A 17264-nucleotide genomic window follows, 5' to 3' on the forward strand; every position below is an offset into this window, starting at 1 on the left:
CTTCCCCGAAGGTCTGCCCGATTCAACTTCTGTAATCCTGAAAGGCTGTCAATGTACGTCGTTCTTGATGAATTCAATATCGGGACATCTCCGTAATTCTGCAAGGATTTTATTTATTTTTTATTAACACGTTATTAACATTTAAAATGAGGTTATAAACATTGGCTAAATGCTGGTTGACAGGCTATTATTTATTAAGCGTTGAAAAATAGTGATGGTTACAAACAATAACTTTATTCACAAAAAATGGAAAAGTTTTTAAATATAACATTTCAAAAAACGCGTAAAATAGAAAAAGTGGCCAAATTCTTTAATAAATACCACCTAGAAATGCCTTTTATTAGCGCTCTAATTGCACAAAAAAGGCCGCCCCTTACGGAGCGACCTCTCTAAAAAACCAAACTACTACTTTATGAAAACAATCTTTAATTATTTGATAGCTATTTCTCTTGATTGAAATTTAGCTTCTTCTTTTTTGGTTGCGGTAAGCTTTAATACCCCATCGGTATAATCAGCTTCAATTTTTGAATGATCAGCGCTTTCTGGTAAAGTGAATGATCTGTTGAAAGAGTTGTAGCTGTATTCGCGTTTGCTGAATTTTTTACCTTCTTCTACGCTTTCGCTTTTCTTTTCGGCCGAGACGGTCAATACATTCTTATCCAAATTGATCTTAAAATCTTCTTTCTTTAAACCAGGTGCTGCCAGTTCAATCTGAAATTCGTTTTCAGTTTCTGCAATGTTTACCGCAGGCACTCGGGCAACTAATTTATTACCGATGTATGAATCGTTCAATAAAGAATCTAATACATCATTAAAGAATGGGTTTACCGCGTTATTTTTTAATCCGTTGTTGAATTTTACAAGTGTCATTTTTTATGTCTCCTTTAAGTTTTTGTTTTTATTAACTTCGTAAGCTATTAATCAAGTGTTGTACCAAGCTATAAAATCGATAAATAAGCGACATTTTGTCACTATAAGCTGATTTTGTACAGACAAAATGACCTAAATGAGCGAAAAACTTTCAGATTACAAGTATAAAACGGCCATCCCCATCCGTTTTTCAGATATAGATGCCTTCGGACATGTAAACAACGCGGTGTATTTAACCTATTTTGAAATAGCCAGAAGTAATTACTGGAAAGAGATCATCAACTGGGATTGGAACCATGCGGGCATTATCCTGGGCAGGTCGGAGATCAATTATCTGAAACCCATTACCATTAATGATCAGATAGCCTGTTACGTACGTACCGTACGCATTGGCAACAGCAGTTTTGATGTGATGCATGTACTGGTTAAGATAACCGAGCACGGCGAAGAAATTGTAACTACCGGCAAAACCATTTGCATTAGCTATGATTACAGTGCTAACAAATCGGTAGCTATACCGGCCAATGAGCGCCGCAATATGATTGAGTATGATGAGCCGAGGTTGATATTGAATACGAATTAAAAATCAGTCACCACAAAGCTATACGGTGACTGATTTTTAAATGTTAGCGTATAGTTTTCGTAGCGTCAACTACTGTATAATTTTTATTATAAGTTGTTGAGAATACATTGATATAAACGCCACTCGTACCACTATTGGCATAGCTTACCAAATACCAGTACCCCAATGTTGAATAGGTAGTGGTTGTGCGTGATTTTGGATGAACAATGATCAGGTTATTTCTCGAGCTTTCCGGCTGAGTGATAGCTATATCATTACCTGCAATTCCGTCAAAATCCTGAAAACCATTGGAAAGTATAGCCCAGCTTCCGGAACCCATTGGGTAAGAGTTCATTTGCCCTGTTTTAGCCGTAAATATAATGAGTTGCGACCCGCTTACCATGGTTATTTCGGCACCTGGTACTCCATCCAGATCGGTAGTGCCGCCTTGTACCACCGCCCAATTTCCGGAACTGATAGGATAAGATGATTTTGTACCGGTTCTTGCCGTTATGATAATGAGTTGACTACCGTTAACAATGGGGATCTCTGCCCCTGCTACACCATCCAGGTCGGCGATACTGCCGGGCGCCGCCGCCCAACTTCCGTTGCCGATGGGGTATGTAGAGGTAGTGCCCTGTCTGTCGTTAATAATTAGCAAACTTCCGCCAATGTTTACCGGAATTTCCGCACCGGCAACACCATCCAGATCAACTATGCTGCTGGCATTACCAAATAATAATGCCCAGGCGCCGCCACCTACAGCATATTGATGACTTAAGCCTGTGGCACGCACTACGGTGATGAAGGATCCGTTATTATAGATATTATCTGGAACGCCATCCCCATCAACATCAATAGTGCCCATAAGCACACCGGAATTCGCGCTGACTTTTGTTTTGGCGGAAGTTAATGATTGATCCGGCGATGGAATCTCATCATTTTTTGTTTTGCACGAATAAATACTTAACAGGCAGAAAATAAAGAAGGTGAGTTTTGTAATAGCAACAAGACTTCTTTTTACGGTAAATGAATTTTTCATAGATAATGATTTGGTTTTAGTGATATTATTAATATGATAATAAGTTGATATTTACTTTTGCAAGCCCTCTTCACCTGGATCACCTTAGTAATCTCCTGTATGGTCACCTGATTTTTTGTCTTTATTTACATTGATTATGAAATAATATATGGCATAAAATGTAAAAATTAAATAAGGTTCAGCTTGTACATTACTAAGTTGAGCAGATAATAAAACAATTGCAAAATATGCAACACAACATTATTACATCATATTTTTTATTTAAAAATATAATATTTAATTATTTAATAATGAGATAATTGTATAATAATTAAAAAATACCTTTCAATTATCAATAATAAATATGAGAGCTAATGATGTAGTATAATATGCTCTTGTATAGATGGGAAGAAGGTGAAAATAAAAGCAAGATCAAAAAAATCAGATGCGCAAAGTGTTGTTATCATCTGCGCACCTGAAACGGCGAAGCCTCCAACGAAGTTAATTCGCAGATTTGTTAAAATATCTTACCCGGGTTTAGTATCCCGTTAGGGTCAAATACTTTTTTGATGCCTTTCCATAGGGCAAAATGCACGTCGGAGTATTTTATAGGCATAAATTCTTTTTGAACCAGGCCTATGCCGTGCTCGCCGGAGAGTGTACCGCCTAATGATACGGTTAATTCAAAAATTTCGCGGATACCGAATTTTAGTTTATTATTCCAATCGCTATCGCTCATTTTGGCTTTGATGATGTTTACGTGCAGGTTACCATCACCGGCGTGGCCATAACAAACGGATTCAAAACCATATTTAGCGCCTACTTCTTTGATGCCTTTGATGAGTTGTGGTAATGCAGCGCGGGGTACTACAGTATCTTCTTCTTTATAAATAGAGTTTGATTTTACCGATACCGCCATAGTGCGCCGCAAACGCCAAAGTTCTTCTTTTTGTGCCGATGAATCTGCAAACAGCACATTGTTGCACTCATAATTCTCTAAAACGGCGTTGATTTTTTCGCAATCAGCAAATATCACATCCTGATTGTTACCGTCAACTTCTATCAGTAAAAAGGCTTGAACATCATCCTTCAGATCAAAAGCGATATCGTCATATTCTTTTACCCACTCCACTCCCCTGCGTTCCATAAACTCCAGCGCCGATGGTACAATACCCGCCCTGAATATAGCTGATACCGCTGCACAGGCTGCTTCGTTAGTTGGAAATGAGGCCAGCATCAGCGCATCAATTGTTGGCAAGGGTATCAGCTTAACCACAATTTTAGTAACAATACCCAAAGTTCCCTCCGAGCCTATCATCAATTGGGTTAAATTATAGCCCGAGGCATATTTAAGCGTGTTTGCGCCCGTCCAGATGATCTCGCCCGAAGCCAGAACCACCTGTAAGTTCAATACATATTCGCGTATAGTGCCGTACTTAACCACCCGCGGCCCACCAGAACCATGCGACACATTACCGCCAATAAAACAGCTACCCTTACTAGCCGGATCAACCGGGTAAAGCAAGCCTTTGGCAGCTGACTGATTCATAAATTCTTCGGTGATCACGCCTGGCTCTACAGTAGCCTGCAGATTTTGCTCATCAATCTCCAGCACCTTATTAAAGCGTTCCATGGCTATCAGCAAGCCTCCTTTAACAGGTAATGCTCCCCCACTTAACCCTGTGCCAGCCCCGCGTGGTGTAACCGGTATGCGGTGCTTGCTGCATAGTTTCAGTAAGGCGGCAACTTCTTCCGGGGTTTGAGGCTTGGCAACTACTTCCGGGTAGTAAACCAGGTCCTCGGTTTCATCGTGGCTGTATTTTTCGAGGTCGTCATGTTGCACAATAACCGCGTCGGCACCAACTATAGCGGTAATCGCTTCAATTACAGGTGGTGTTATGATATTATAATTCATATTGCTGGTGGATAATTAATAGTAACGCTCGACTGGGCTACACGGCCTGTCAACGGAGGATTTAATTTCTTGATAGTTACCTGGATGGTTTTCACAAACGGATACTTGCTTTGAATACGATTAGTAATGGCCTGCCCTACAGTTTCTATCAGTTTGCTCGGTATCTTCATCTCCTCGCAGGCCATGGCATAAACCTTTTCATAATCGACCGTATTATGCAAACCGTCTTTCAGGTCGGCTACAGGTTCAAAACCAACCGCGATATCTACCAGAAATCGACATCCTATTTTTTGTTCCTCCGGATAAAATCCGTGATAGGCAAAAAACTCTGCACCCTGCAAGGCTATGTTTATCATGCTCCAAAAGTAATTGATTTTTTGATTTAGATGCGCTGTTTATGTCCCGTCAACGTTAAAATTTATCAGGAATGACCGCTTAATGAATTTTCTCAAAAAAATATAATTTGCAAAAAGCAGGTTTAAACAATCTAAACATAGTTTTTGGAATAAAGTGGCTTCTGGTATTCAAAAACAGCGATTTAGGTTTCATCAACTCCACCCTAAATCATCTATATTTGCCCACCAACTATAACATTATGGCTAAAACAGATCTATACGAATCGCCTGATTATTATCAATTAGATGAACTGCTAACCGAAGAACATAAGCTCATCCGCTCATCCGTGCGCGACTGGGTGAAAAAAGAATTAAGCCCGATAATTGAAGATTACGCCCAAAAGGCCGAGTTCCCCAGCCAACTGATAAAAGGACTTGCCGAAATAGGCGCCTTTGGCCCAACCATACCTGTTGAATACGGCGGTGCCGGTCTGGATTATATGGCTTATGGCATCATCATGCAGGAAATTGAGCGTGGTGATTCTGGTATTCGTTCTACTTCATCTGTACAGGGTTCCTTAGTGATGTACCCTATTTACGCGTATGGGTCTGAGGAGCAGCGTAAAAAATATCTTTCCAAACTGGCATCCGGTGAAATGATAGGCTGCTTTGGCCTTACCGAACCTGATCACGGCTCAAACCCGGGCGGCATGACCACCAATATTAAAGATGCCGGCGATCATTATATTTTAAATGGTGCCAAAATGTGGATCTCGAACGCCCCATTCGCTGACATAGCCGTTGTTTGGGCTAAAGACGAAAGTGGTAAGATCCGCGGATTAATCGTAGAGCGCGGCATGGAAGGTTTCAGCACCCCTACTACCCATAATAAATGGTCGTTAAGAGCATCTGCTACCGGTGAACTGGTTTTTGATCATGTGAAAATCCCTAAGGAAAACCTGTTACCTAATGTGGCCGGCTTGAAGGGGCCATTGGGTTGCTTAAACCAGGCGCGTTATGGTATTGCCTGGGGAGCGCTTGGTGCAGCTATGGATTGCTATGATACTGCCTTACGCTACTCCAAAGAACGTGTTCAGTTTGGTCGACCTATAGCAGGCTTTCAGCTGCAGCAAAAGAAACTGGCCGAAATGATCACCGAGATCACTAAGGCTCAGCTGTTGGTTTGGCGTTTAGGTGTACTTAAAAATGAGAACCGGGCAACCGCCGCTCAGATATCCATGGCTAAACGTAATAGCGTAGAAACTGCTATCAACATTGCCCGTGAAGCTCGTCAAATGTTGGGTGGCATGGGTATAACCGGCGAATACTCTATTATGAGGCATATGATGAACCTCGAGTCAGTAATCACCTATGAGGGCACACATGATATTCACCTGTTGATAACCGGGATGGATATCACCGGCGAGGATGCGTTTAAATAAATAAATTTGTCTGAATCAGAATTTTCAGAATTTAAGAATTACCAGAATTGATTAATTAGAATTTTGAAAATCCTTAAATTCTGAAAATTCTGATTCAGATTACCTTTCCGATAAAAATTCCCCATACCATTTCCCAGATTCTTTAACAATACGTTGTTGGGTGGTATGGTCTACATAGATGAGCCCGAAACGGGGATGATAGCCCTCGGCCCATTCAAAATTATCAGTCAACGTCCAGATAAAATAGCCGTTTATTTTGCAGCCTTCATTTTTTGCTTTTAAAACCTGGCGTATATAATTCTGAAGATAACGCAGCCGCTGCGGATCATTTACTTTACCTTCCTCAACCACATCCGGAAAAGCTGCCCCGTTTTCGGTAACAATGATACTTTTTATCCCGGGATAAGCATCAAATTTCTTGATCATATGATAGATAGATGGCGGATAAACCTCCCAGCGCATCGCCGTGAGCTCTTCTACTTTTCTGTCTTCGGCCTTCACCATTTTGGCGTTGATGTAAGGCGTAAAGAAGGAGTATTTGACAATTTCGCGGGTATAATTCTGGATCCCTATAAAGTCAAAATCAAAATGCATGTTATCTTCATCGCCCGGCAGTATATATTTTTGCATGGTTTTTAATATCGGCAATTCCTTTACAGGATAACCCATACCTAAAATCGGCTCAATAAATAAGCGGTTGATCAGGGCATCGGCTCTTACAGCGGCGGCAACGTCGCGCGGCTTATCGGTAGCAGGTTCAATTTGCGAGCAGGAAAATGTAGTGCCTATCTGTGCTTCGGGCAATAATTCCCGTAATATTTTAGCGCCTGCGGTTATGCTGAGCACCACATGGTGTATGGCCGGGATGAAATTCCGGATCCCGCTTCTGCCCGGGGCATGGATGCCAAAAAAGTAACCAGCACCTGTAAAAACTACTGGTTCGTTCATTACCATCCAGTGTTTTACCCGGTCGCCAAAGCTTTGGGCGCACAGGGTCACAAACTCACTGAACCAGCTAATCATTTCCCGGTTTGTCCAGCCTCCTTTTTGTTCCAGAACCTGGGGCAAATCCCAGTGGTAAACGGTAATCCAGGGCTCTACCCCTTTTTCAATACAATAATTGATAACCCGGTTGTAATAATCAATGCCAGCCTGGTTTATCTCACCAGTACCATTTGGTAAAAGGCGCGACCAGGATATGGAAAAGCGAAAATTGGGAATACGGAGTTGTTTAATGAGGTCGATGTCTTCCTCGTACCGGTTATAAAAATCACAGGCAGTACGGGCATGGTCGGCATTGAGTATTTTACCTTTTTTGGCTGTAAAAGCATCCCATACCGATTCGCTTTTGCCATCGGCATCATGTGAGCCTTCTATCTGAAATGCAGCGGTTGAAACGCCCCAAATAAAATCGGAGCCAAAAAGTTGTTGGCGGAGTAGTGTATCGAGATCAGTCAGTTCCATTAAATTGAGCTACGCAAAGCCCAAAATTGCGATTATATTTATGAAAGAAGAATTTAACGGACAACTTAATGTATGAAAGATGATCTCATACTTTTCAGGATCATCCATTCGCGAACACTGCTGATCAGTCTTGAAAAAATCGTGATGAATTTCATAACTATGTTTTTTAATATATAACTAAAGGTAAGATGCTGGTATAACCTTATTGTAACAGTTATATTATCATATTATTAAACCCTTGATATTGTACGGTTTAACTAACAAGTATGTTTTACTTAAAGTTAGTAATTTATTGTGAAACAAGTACTTATTAAAAAAAATAAGTTTTACCTGCTTTGCTGGTTGAAATAAGAAGATAAAAATGGACCAGGTTCTGATTTTGAGTTTTGCAATTTAAGCCGGATACTTGTTTCATTAATATCTCTGCCCCATGAAAACACATTTTATTAAATTATTCAATTATAACCGTTTTGCCAATGACCTGATACTGAAAGCTGTGATAGATGCTCACGTGCCTCAAAAACCATTGCAGTTGTTTGCGCACCTGCTTACAGCCGAACAGGTTTGGTATGACCGCTGTCATGGCTTGCCAAACAGGTTCACAAGTCCCTGGTTTGAGTATACCATTGAAGAGTGTGTGCAGCTGGTTCCCGAAGGTCATGATCTATGGTTGAGCTATTTAAATGAACTAAGCGACGCTGATTTTGATAAAACAATTAAATATCAAAATTTCAGGGGCGACCATTTACAAGACACGCTGGCAGATATATTAACCCATGTAATTAACCATGGCACACATACCAGGGCGCAGATCGGTCAGCAGTTAAAGTTAAACGGTGCAGAAAGTTTACCAATTACTGACTATAGCTACTATTTAAGATTACTAAGAAGCGACGTTTAACCTGTTTATTTGCCATATTTGCCAGTACATACTTCTATCGAGAAAGAGACCTATGAAAAAATTTAGTTTAGCCATTTTAACAACCCTTGTTCTGTTTGGCTGTGGAGATAGTAAACAACAGGAAAAATTGCTTTTGGACAGTGTTATAGCCGTTCATGATAAGGTAATGGCCAGCGATGAGCAATTGATGAAGAATAAAATGATCCTGGATAGCTTGATCAAAAACGCTGGCGCCGCCGTAAACCAGGATTCGGCTAAAGTATATCTGAAAATAGTTGATGATGCCGATAACGCCATGAGCGACTGGATGCATAAGTTTGATGCCGAGAATAAAGGTAAATCGCACCAAGAGATCATTGATTACTTAACCGATCAGAAAAAGAAGATTGCGGTTATTGACTCGCAGATAAACAACGCAGTTACCGTTTCCAATAAATACCTCAATACAACCTCTAAAAAATGAAGAACATCATCTGTGCATTGATCATTATAGCACTTTACAGCTCCTGCAAATCAGGTAACAGTACACCCGCTACACTTCCTATTTTAGGCAATCGCGAGCCCGTTACCAAAACGGTTAATGGCAAGCCGGTTACCGATACTGTTTACTCTACCATACCCGCGTTTAAATTTGTGAACCAGTACGCCGATACCATAACCAATAAAAGTTTGGATGGTAAAATATATGTGGCCGATTTCTTTTTCACCACCTGCCCCTCCATTTGCCCGGTAATGCACCGCAATATGCTTAACGTGTATAAGGAATTTAAGGCTGATGATAATTTCAGGATCATATCTCATACCATCGACCCTAAATATGATACCGTTCCGGTATTGAAAAAATACGCCGACAAATTAGGCATCAGCGGTAATACCTGGTGGCTTTTACATGGTACCAAAGAAGACACCTACCAGATAGCCAAAAAATACCTGGTATCGGTACAGGAAAAAAATCCGCAAGGAGAATATATACATGATGGCTACTTTATTTTAGTCGACAAGCAAAAAAGGCTCCGTGGCACTTATGATGGTACCGATCCGGCGCAGGTAACCAAATTAATTGCCGATATAAAAACCTTAAAAACCGAACCCGACCAGGTTGCAGCTAAATGAAATTAGCGTTTATTACAGGTATAGGATTATTGTTCATTATGGCTGTGGCGGCTTCGTGCCAGAGCGATGAGCAGATTGAATTTAAACGGTATTATTCTAGCGGCAGCGTTTTATATCTGGCCCATTGCCAAAATTGCCATGGCGAAAAAGGTGAAGGCTTGCAAGCCCTGATTCCCCCACTTACAGATTCCGTTTTTCTGAAACAGAACCGGTCGTCACTGGCTTGTTATCTTAAAAACGGACTAAAAGGGAAATTAAGCATAGCAGGCCGCGAGTTTGAAGGTGAAATGCCTGCTGCAGCCGATCTGTCGCCCATTGAGGTAGCTAAAGTATTGACTTATATTACCAACTCCTTTGGTAATAAGCAGGGTTTGATCAATCTGCAACAGGTTCAGGCTGATTTGAAAGAGTGTAAGTAAACGTTATTAGTGGGCTTCTGAAATTACAAAGGGTGTCATACTGAGCTTCGTCGAAGTATGGTGTGTAGGCCTCTGCGCTCTCCCTTCGACGGAGCTCAGGGTGACATCCGTTTTTTCCAGCAACTTATTATTACTGTGTTTTACTAATAAACTGCACATTAGTTTTACTATCCGATCTCAGCACGCTTTGCTGCCTGAACCGGCGGATATACAGCTGAGCTATGCTATCCAGCGCCACGTCACGCTGTTTACTTGGCTTGCCAAAAAAGGTAGCTACTTTGGTAGGCTCAGTAATGGTAACTTTTGTTTTGGTGTCCTTCCAGCGCCCGTCGGCATTCCATTCGGTATAGCCTTCGGGGAAGAAGTGACTGATCACGCTGTCGCTAAAAGCTTTCCATTGCTGTTCGCTAACCTGTCCGCCATCGGGGATATCTCTTCCAAAAAAAAGATCGCTCCGTTGATAAGTAGCGCAGGAAGCCAAAGCAATGCAAAATAATACAGGTAAAATTCGATAGATATTCTTTTTCATAGGTGTAAAAGGTTTGGGTATACATCAAAAATAATAAAATTTAACTATTGTTTATCCTGTTTAATTAATGATTACAAATAACATAAGTATTCCATCATATAATATCCACGCGTCATTGCGAGGTATAGGGAGATTCTGATCACCCTCCACAAAAAAATCCCTACCTTTGCTTTTGCAAAACGTTCTATCGCTGCTGTCTTGTACAGCGGAGGAAAGTCCGGGCAACACAGAGCATCCTGCTTCCTAACGGGAAGGCGCCGGCAGCCGGCGACAGCAAGTGCAACAGAAAATAAACCGCCACGTCCCGATAGCTATCGGGATAGGGTAAGGATGAAACCGTGAGGTAAGAGCTCACGACGTTTCCGGGTGACCGGAAATGATGGTAAACCTCAGGAGTTGAAAAACCAAATAGGTCCCGGAAGTGGAGCTGCTCGCTTCCGCAATGCCTTCGGGCACTACTCCGGGATGGGTAGGTTGTTTAAACCTGTCAGCAATGGCAGGGCCAGATTAATGATAGAATCCCGATTTATTGGGAACAGAACCCGGCTTACAGATTTGCTGCTGAATTATATAACCCTTTCCTGCAAACAGGAAGGGGTTATTTTTGTTACAAGCTCGAGTGTTTGTTTTTCTATACAAAATCTTAATATATTAGCAAGCTAATGAAGTACTGAATCTTGAGTTCTAAGTATGATTCTGTTCTGAAATAGTTTTCAATTGACGACTTAATGCTTAAGACTTCTGACTTTTAAAAAACTACCTGAATTACTTTAATAAAAAAACATGGCTAAAATTTTAATAATAGATGATGAGCGGGCGATCCGTAATACTTTGCGTGAAATATTGGAATATGAGGACTATGAGGTTGAAGATGTGGACAATGGGGTTGACGGACTACAGCTAATAGAAAAAAACGATTATGACCTGGTACTGTGCGATATAAAAATGAACCGCATGGATGGCATGGAGGTACTTACCGAGGGTTTAGCCATAAAACCCGATCTGCCTTTTATCATGATATCTGGTCATGGTACGGTTGAAACCGCTATTGAAGCCAGTAAAAAAGGAGCTTTTGATTTTATATCAAAACCACCTGATCTTAACCGCCTGCTGATCACCGTACGTAATGCTCTTGATCGCGGAAGTTTGGTTGTTGAAGCTAAAGTTTTAAAGCGGAGGGTTTCAAAAGTTCGCGAAATTTTGGGTAACTCTCAAGCTATTGTTAAAATAAAGGAAACCATCGACCGGGTAGCCCCTACTGATGCCCGCGTTTTGATCACCGGGGCAAATGGTAGTGGTAAGGAATTAGTGGCCCGCTGGTTACATGAAAAATCCAATCGTTCATCCTCTCCTATTATTGAAGTTAACTGCGCGGCCATCCCGTCAGAATTAATTGAGAGCGAGCTTTTTGGGCACGAAAAAGGTTCGTTTACATCGGCTATCAAACAACGTATCGGCAAATTCGAGTCTGCTACCGGAGGCACACTTTTCCTGGATGAGATCGGCGATATGAGCCAGTCGGCACAAGCCAAAGTTTTACGTGCCTTACAGGAAAACAAGATCACCCGTGTAGGCGGCGAAAAAGAAATAGATGTTGATGTACGTGTGGTAGCCGCTACCAACAAGGATCTGTTGAAAGAAATAGAAGCCGGTAATTTTAGGATGGACCTTTACCACCGTCTGAGCGTGATATTGATACACGTACCACCACTGGTTGAACGTAAGGACGATATCACCCTGCTTACACAAAGCTTCCTGGATGAAATTTGTAACGAGTATGGCATGCCGGTTAAAAAAATATCCGATGCTGCCCTGGAAGCCCTGAAAGCCTTACCATGGACAGGTAACATTCGCGAACTCAGGAACATGGTGGAACGCCTGATCATCCTGAGCGACAAAACCATTACCGATAGTGATGTGAAAGCATTTGCCAATCCTTCGGCACCGTCAGTAGCTGGTGGCGATGGCAACGGCATGGCACAGACTGATTTTGATCAGTTTAATAATTTCCAGGAGTACAAGGATTTTGCTGAACGCGAGTACATCAAATTCAAACTGGAGAAAAATAACTGGAACGTATCAAAAACAGCCGATGATATCGATATACAACGTAGTCACCTGTATAGTAAGATAGAAAAGTTCGGTTTGAAAAGAGGCGAATAATAAACTTATACAAAAATTTTAAAAAGTGATTGAACTTAAGGTTTAATCACTTTTTTTATTGGGTTAAATTATCTACAATTGTAATAAACCCTAACACATTATGAAAGCCACATTTTTATTATCGTTTTGTATTCTCGCGGTAACATCCTGCACACAAAAGCCTGCTGATACAGAAAAATCTGCTCCACAGCCGCTTATTGGTACCTGGCATTTAATATCGAGCAAAAGCATTACCAAAGGCGATACCACGGTAACCACTCCTTCAAAAGATCAGGAGATGGTTAAAATATTTAACGGAAGCGATTTCGCCTTTTTTACCCACGACTTAAAAAAGGGAAAGGTAGACAAACCCGTTTTTAGCGCAGGCAGCGGCACTTATACCTTACAGGGCAACAACTATGCGGAACACCTGGCCTACTGCAATGCCCGCGATTGGGAAGGCGGCGATTTTAAATTTACCGTGGAATTTAAACATGATACCCTGGTACAAAAAGGCATTGAAAAAATTGACAGTTTAAAAATTGATCACGAGATCATTGAAACATATGTAAAGCTTCGCTGAGGCCTAGGATCTGTTTAAAAATTTTCGTATTTTTGTATATACAACAGCCCGGTTTTTCTGATCAAAAAGGAAAATCGGGCTGTTGTGTTAAGGAGAAAAGGGGGCAAAAGCAAGTTGATTTGTACTTATTTATTTGATAATCAGAAATTTAATACTTTTTAAACCTTTCTAAACCCATCAAAAATTTGTTAAAAAGTGTTAAAATGGCGTTAAAACTTTGTTAAAATGAATAAAAACCTACTCTTTTCACCCCGTTTTTGACTAAAAAAGTGTTAAAATTTAGGGTTTAAAAAGTTTTTTCTGCAAAGTATCATTGGTATAACATCAACTTATGCTGATCGGTTTGGGAGGTGGCGAATTTGACAGGAAACTGATTATCTTTGCGGCGGCCCTATATGAAAATACCATTCTCAAAAACAGCTAAAATGCTTGTGTCCTGTAAATTTACTGTTGTTTTATCCCTAAGCCTATTATTCTTTAATAACTGTCGGACAGAAAAGCTTAAACCCACAAATGACGGCTCGCAAACTCCTGATGGTACGGTTATTTCAAAAGATACCACAACCGATGGTTCGCTTATTCCGAATAGTGTAGCTTTAAAGAATATGTTTGGTATCAATGCTTACGAATGGAACTTTTTGCAGGATCCTGCCAACCCTAATTTGAAAAGTCATATTTATGAGGCGAATATGGCTGTTATAAAGTCTTTTAGCTCGGTAAGGCATTATATGAACTGGAATAAGTTGGAAAACACCAAAGGCGATTACACCTATAACCCCACCAATAACGGTAGCTGGGATTATGACCTCATATACACCCGCTGTAAACAAGATGGTATTTTGGTTTTAGCCGATCTGAAAAACTGCCCAACCTGGCTGGAAAGCACCTACCCTGCTAATTTACAGGATAATGAAAATGTGCCAGCCCCTTATGGTCTTAATAAAAGTGATCCCGCAACCTATGCCGATCAGGCACGTACTGCTTTTCAGTTTGCCGCCAGATATGGCTATAACAGCAATGTAAACAGGGCATTGGTTAAGGTTGATAGTCGCCCGCGATGGGCTAATGATCCGCCCAATGTAGTTAAGATCGCTATGGGGCTCATTAAATATATTGAATGCGATAACGAGCGCGACAAATGGTGGAAAAGCGCTGCCACTCAGCAAACTCCTGAAGAGTATGCAGCAAACATGTCGGCATTTTATGATGGCGACAAAGGCCGATTAGGCAATAATGTCGGTGTAAAAACAGCTGATCCTAATATGCAGGTAGTGATGGGTGGTTTAGCCACTTGCGATGTAAACTGGGTTAAACGAATGGTAGAGTGGTGCCGGAAAAACAGGGGCTACAAAGCTGATGGTACCATCAATCTGTGCTTTGATGTGATCAACTTCCATTTTTATAATAATAATGGCAATATACTTACCCATGCCAGGGCAACTACCGGGGTAGCTCCGGAACTCTCCATGGCTGGCCAAATTGCCGATTCATTTGTTAAATATGCCAACACGCTGGCTCAAAAGCCTGAGGTTTGGGTAACAGAAACGGGTTACGATATTAACCAGGGTAGTTATCAGAAAGCTATAGCCATTGGCAATAAGTCAGTTCTTTTAACTCAAGCCGACTGGATACTGAGAACCTCCCTATTGTATATCAGACACGGTATCAAAAGAACATTCTATTACCAGTTGTTGGATGATACTCCTGATGTTGATGTTCAATATGCCACTTCCGGGCTAGCTATGGATGCCAAGCCAAGACCGGCGGCAGACTATATATTACAAACCAATACACTGATGGGAAATTATGCCTATCAAAGTACCATAAACGCCGATCCGATAGTTGACAAATATGTTTCGGGCAGTAAAGTGATGTATGTTTTAATGATCCCCGATCAAAAAGGCCGTACCGCGAATTACACGCTAAACTTAGGTTTATTGACCCCTAAAGCCAATATTTATAGCTTAAAAGCAGGTGCAAATGCTGCGGTAAAAAACCAGGTTTCTACCGCAGCGGGCAAGGTAACCGTGAATGTTTCGGAAACCCCAGTGTTTGTAGAAGCAGCTAATTAAAACAGAATATCAAAATCTCATCCTAAAAAGCTATTTTTGCGGTTCAATGGAGCACATTCGTAATTTTTGTATCATAGCACATATTGACCACGGTAAAAGCACACTTGCCGATAGGTTATTAGAATACACCAACACTATTACTCAGCGCGAATCGCAGGCACAATTGCTCGACGATATGGATCTGGAACGCGAACGGGGTATCACCATAAAAAGCCATGCCATCCAAATGGATTATGAGCTTGACGGGCAGAAATACGTTCTTAACCTGATAGATACACCGGGACACGTTGATTTTTCATACGAAGTTTCCCGCTCTATAGCAGCATGCGAAGGTGCACTGCTTATAGTTGACGCGGCGCAAGGTATACAGGCACAAACCATATCCAATCTTTACCTGGCATTAGAAAACGACCTGGAGATCATCCCGGTTCTGAATAAAATGGATCTACCAGGCGCTATGCCCGAAGAGGTAAAAGATCAGATCGTAGAACTGATAGGTTGTAAACGTGAAGAAATATTAGCTGCATCGGGTAAAACCGGCATGGGTGTTCATGACATATTACGTGCCATTGTGGAGCGTGTACCGGCCCCGGTAGGCGACCCTGAGGCACCTTTACAGGCGTTGATATTTGATTCGGTTTATAACTCGTTTCGTGGTATTGTTGCTTACTTTAAGGTTGTTAACGGTGAGATCCGTAAAGGTGATAAAGTAAAATTCTTTGCTACAGAAAAGCAATACATTGCAGAAGAGGTAGGTACCCTAAAACTTAAGCAATTACCAAAAGATGTTATTAAAACCGGCGATGTTGGTTATATTATATCAGGTATAAAAGAATCGCGCGAAGTAAAGGTTGGGGATACTATTACTACCATCACCCGCCCATGCGAAAGCGGTATTCAAGGCTTTGAAGAAGTTAAACCAATGGTATTTGCGGGTATTTACCCAGTTGATACCGACGAGTACGAAGAGCTGCGCGAATCAATGGCCAAGCTGCAATTGAATGATGCATCATTGGTTTTTGAACCGGAATCATCTGCGGCATTAGGCTTTGGTTTCCGTTGTGGTTTCCTGGGGATGCTACACATGGAGATCATCCAGGAACGTTTAGAGCGCGAGTTTGATATGACGGTTATTACAACCGTTCCCAACGTATCCTACATTGCGTACTCGACAAGAGGCGAAGAAATTGTTGTAAATAATCCGTCTGACCTTCCGGATCCAAGTAAAATTGATCACGTTGAAGAGCCGTATATAAAAGCGACCATCATTACTAAATCTGAATTTGTTGGGCCGGTAATGTCACTTTGTATCCAAAAAAGAGGATTTATAAAAAACCAATCCTACTTAACATCTGACCGGGTTGAGCTTGTGTTCGAAATGCCTATGGGCGAGATCGTTTTTGACTTTTACGACAAACTGAAAACCATATCTAAAGGCTATGCTTCATTTGATTACCACCAGATAGGTTATCGCCAGTCGGACCTGGTTCGTTTAGATATCCGTTTAAATGCAGAGCCGGTTGATGCATTATCATCATTGATATTCAGGGGTAACTCTTATGATTTTGGTAAAAAGATCTGCGAAAAACTAAAAGAGCTTATTCCGCGCCAGCAATTTGAGATCATTATACAGGCCTCTATCGGCGCTAAGATCATTGCCCGCGAAACGGTGAAGGCTTTACGTAAAGATGTTACCGCTAAATGTTATGGTGGTGATATTTCCCGTAAACGTAAGTTATTGGAAAAACAGAAAAAAGGTAAAAAACGCATGCGTCAGGTAGGTAACGTAGAGATACCTCAATCGGCATTTATGGCGGTTTTGAAACTTGATTAATTATAAAATCAAGAGACAAGAATCAAGAGACAAGACAAAGAACTTACCTTGATTTACACTAC

The 17264-nt window shown here is 41.2% G+C and carries 16 protein-coding genes and 1 other RNA gene; 11 read left to right on the forward strand and 6 right to left on the reverse strand.

Annotated features, from left to right (window positions below):
* Window positions 1-429: 429 nt before the first annotated feature.
* On the reverse strand, window positions 430-870 hold the full coding sequence (locus BLR84_RS18290) for an Hsp20/alpha crystallin family protein (RefSeq protein ID WP_090470984.1): 441 nt from the start codon (window positions 868-870) through the stop codon (window positions 430-432).
* 136 nt (window positions 871-1006) lie between these two features.
* On the opposite strand from BLR84_RS18290, the gene BLR84_RS18295 reads away from it, so the two are divergent.
* Window positions 1007-1453 carry an acyl-CoA thioesterase gene (locus BLR84_RS18295; RefSeq protein ID WP_090470986.1) on the forward strand — a complete coding sequence of 149 codons (447 nt, stop codon included), beginning with the start codon at window positions 1007-1009 and terminating at the stop codon, window positions 1451-1453.
* Between the two features lie 43 nt (window positions 1454-1496).
* Here BLR84_RS18295 and BLR84_RS18300 read toward each other — a convergent pair whose 3' ends face one another.
* The 3 genes from BLR84_RS18300 to folB form a co-directional block, all read right to left on the reverse strand.
* Entirely contained in the window at window positions 1497-2474 is a 978-nt protein-coding gene (locus BLR84_RS18300) for a PA5033 family protein (protein WP_090470988.1), read from the reverse strand.
* A 496-nt stretch (window positions 2475-2970) separates the two neighbouring features.
* The gene (locus tag BLR84_RS18305) at window positions 2971-4368 is read right to left on the reverse strand and encodes an FAD-binding oxidoreductase (RefSeq protein WP_090470992.1); all 1398 of its coding nucleotides are present in this window, start codon (window positions 4366-4368) and stop codon (window positions 2971-2973) included.
* Window positions 4365-4724 carry a dihydroneopterin aldolase gene (folB, locus tag BLR84_RS18310; RefSeq protein WP_090470994.1) on the reverse strand — a complete coding sequence of 120 codons (360 nt, stop codon included), beginning with the start codon at window positions 4722-4724 and terminating at the stop codon, window positions 4365-4367. The genes BLR84_RS18305 and folB overlap by 4 nt, the downstream gene beginning before the upstream one ends.
* A gap of 239 nt (window positions 4725-4963) precedes the next feature.
* Between folB and BLR84_RS18315 the strand changes: the two genes are divergently transcribed.
* On the forward strand, window positions 4964-6145 hold the full coding sequence (locus tag BLR84_RS18315) for an acyl-CoA dehydrogenase family protein (protein WP_090471070.1): 1182 nt from the start codon (window positions 4964-4966) through the stop codon (window positions 6143-6145).
* Window positions 6146-6244: 99 nt separating this feature from the next.
* Here the strand turns inward: BLR84_RS18315 and BLR84_RS18320 are convergent, their stop codons facing one another.
* Window positions 6245-7609 (reverse strand): GH1 family beta-glucosidase, encoded by a 1365-nt coding sequence (locus tag BLR84_RS18320; protein ID WP_090470996.1) that lies wholly within the window; start codon window positions 7607-7609, stop codon window positions 6245-6247.
* 430 nt (window positions 7610-8039) lie between these two features.
* Here BLR84_RS18320 and BLR84_RS18325 point away from each other — a divergent pair, with 430 nt between their 5' ends.
* The 4 genes from BLR84_RS18325 to BLR84_RS18340 are packed head-to-tail and all read left to right on the forward strand — an operon-like array spanning window position 8040 to window position 10042.
* On the forward strand, window positions 8040-8510 hold the full coding sequence (locus tag BLR84_RS18325) for a DinB family protein (protein WP_090470998.1): 471 nt from the start codon (window positions 8040-8042) through the stop codon (window positions 8508-8510).
* Between the two features lie 52 nt (window positions 8511-8562).
* Entirely contained in the window at window positions 8563-8973 is a 411-nt protein-coding gene (locus BLR84_RS18330) for a hypothetical protein (RefSeq protein WP_090471000.1), read from the forward strand.
* The gene (locus BLR84_RS18335) at window positions 8970-9623 is read left to right on the forward strand and encodes an SCO family protein (RefSeq protein ID WP_090471002.1); all 654 of its coding nucleotides are present in this window, start codon (window positions 8970-8972) and stop codon (window positions 9621-9623) included. The genes BLR84_RS18330 and BLR84_RS18335 overlap by 4 nt, the downstream gene beginning before the upstream one ends.
* Window positions 9620-10042, forward strand: a complete 423-nt coding sequence (locus tag BLR84_RS18340; RefSeq protein WP_090471004.1) for a c-type cytochrome — start codon at window positions 9620-9622, stop codon at window positions 10040-10042. Before BLR84_RS18335 ends, BLR84_RS18340 begins: the two co-directional genes overlap by 4 nt.
* Window positions 10043-10172: 130 nt before the next feature.
* On the opposite strand, the gene BLR84_RS18345 is transcribed toward BLR84_RS18340, so the two are convergent.
* The gene (locus tag BLR84_RS18345) at window positions 10173-10571 is read right to left on the reverse strand and encodes a DUF3574 domain-containing protein (protein WP_090471006.1); all 399 of its coding nucleotides are present in this window, start codon (window positions 10569-10571) and stop codon (window positions 10173-10175) included.
* A gap of 171 nt (window positions 10572-10742) precedes the next feature.
* Here BLR84_RS18345 and rnpB point away from each other — a divergent pair.
* The 5 genes from rnpB (at window position 10743) to lepA (ending at window position 17202) form a co-directional block, all read left to right on the forward strand.
* An RNA gene (rnpB, locus tag BLR84_RS18350) (RNase P RNA component class A) lies at window positions 10743-11137 on the forward strand.
* Window positions 11138-11354: 217 nt separating this feature from the next.
* On the forward strand, window positions 11355-12734 hold the full coding sequence (locus tag BLR84_RS18355; protein WP_090471008.1) for a sigma-54-dependent transcriptional regulator: 1380 nt from the start codon (window positions 11355-11357) through the stop codon (window positions 12732-12734).
* 100 nt (window positions 12735-12834) lie between these two features.
* A complete protein-coding gene (locus BLR84_RS18360; RefSeq protein ID WP_090471010.1) occupies window positions 12835-13296 on the forward strand; it encodes a hypothetical protein in 462 nt (153 codons plus the stop codon).
* 395 nt (window positions 13297-13691) lie between these two features.
* A complete protein-coding gene (locus BLR84_RS18365; protein WP_090471012.1) occupies window positions 13692-15368 on the forward strand; it encodes a hypothetical protein in 1677 nt (558 codons plus the stop codon).
* 46 nt (window positions 15369-15414) lie between these two features.
* Window positions 15415-17202: a translation elongation factor 4 gene (gene lepA, locus BLR84_RS18370; RefSeq protein ID WP_090471014.1), complete on the forward strand. Its 1788-nt coding sequence runs from the start codon at window positions 15415-15417 to the stop codon at window positions 17200-17202.
* Window positions 17203-17264: the final 62 nt, after the last annotated feature.

The sequence above is a fragment of the Mucilaginibacter sp. OK268 genome (assembly GCF_900103125.1).
Classification (GTDB): domain Bacteria; phylum Bacteroidota; class Bacteroidia; order Sphingobacteriales; family Sphingobacteriaceae; genus Mucilaginibacter.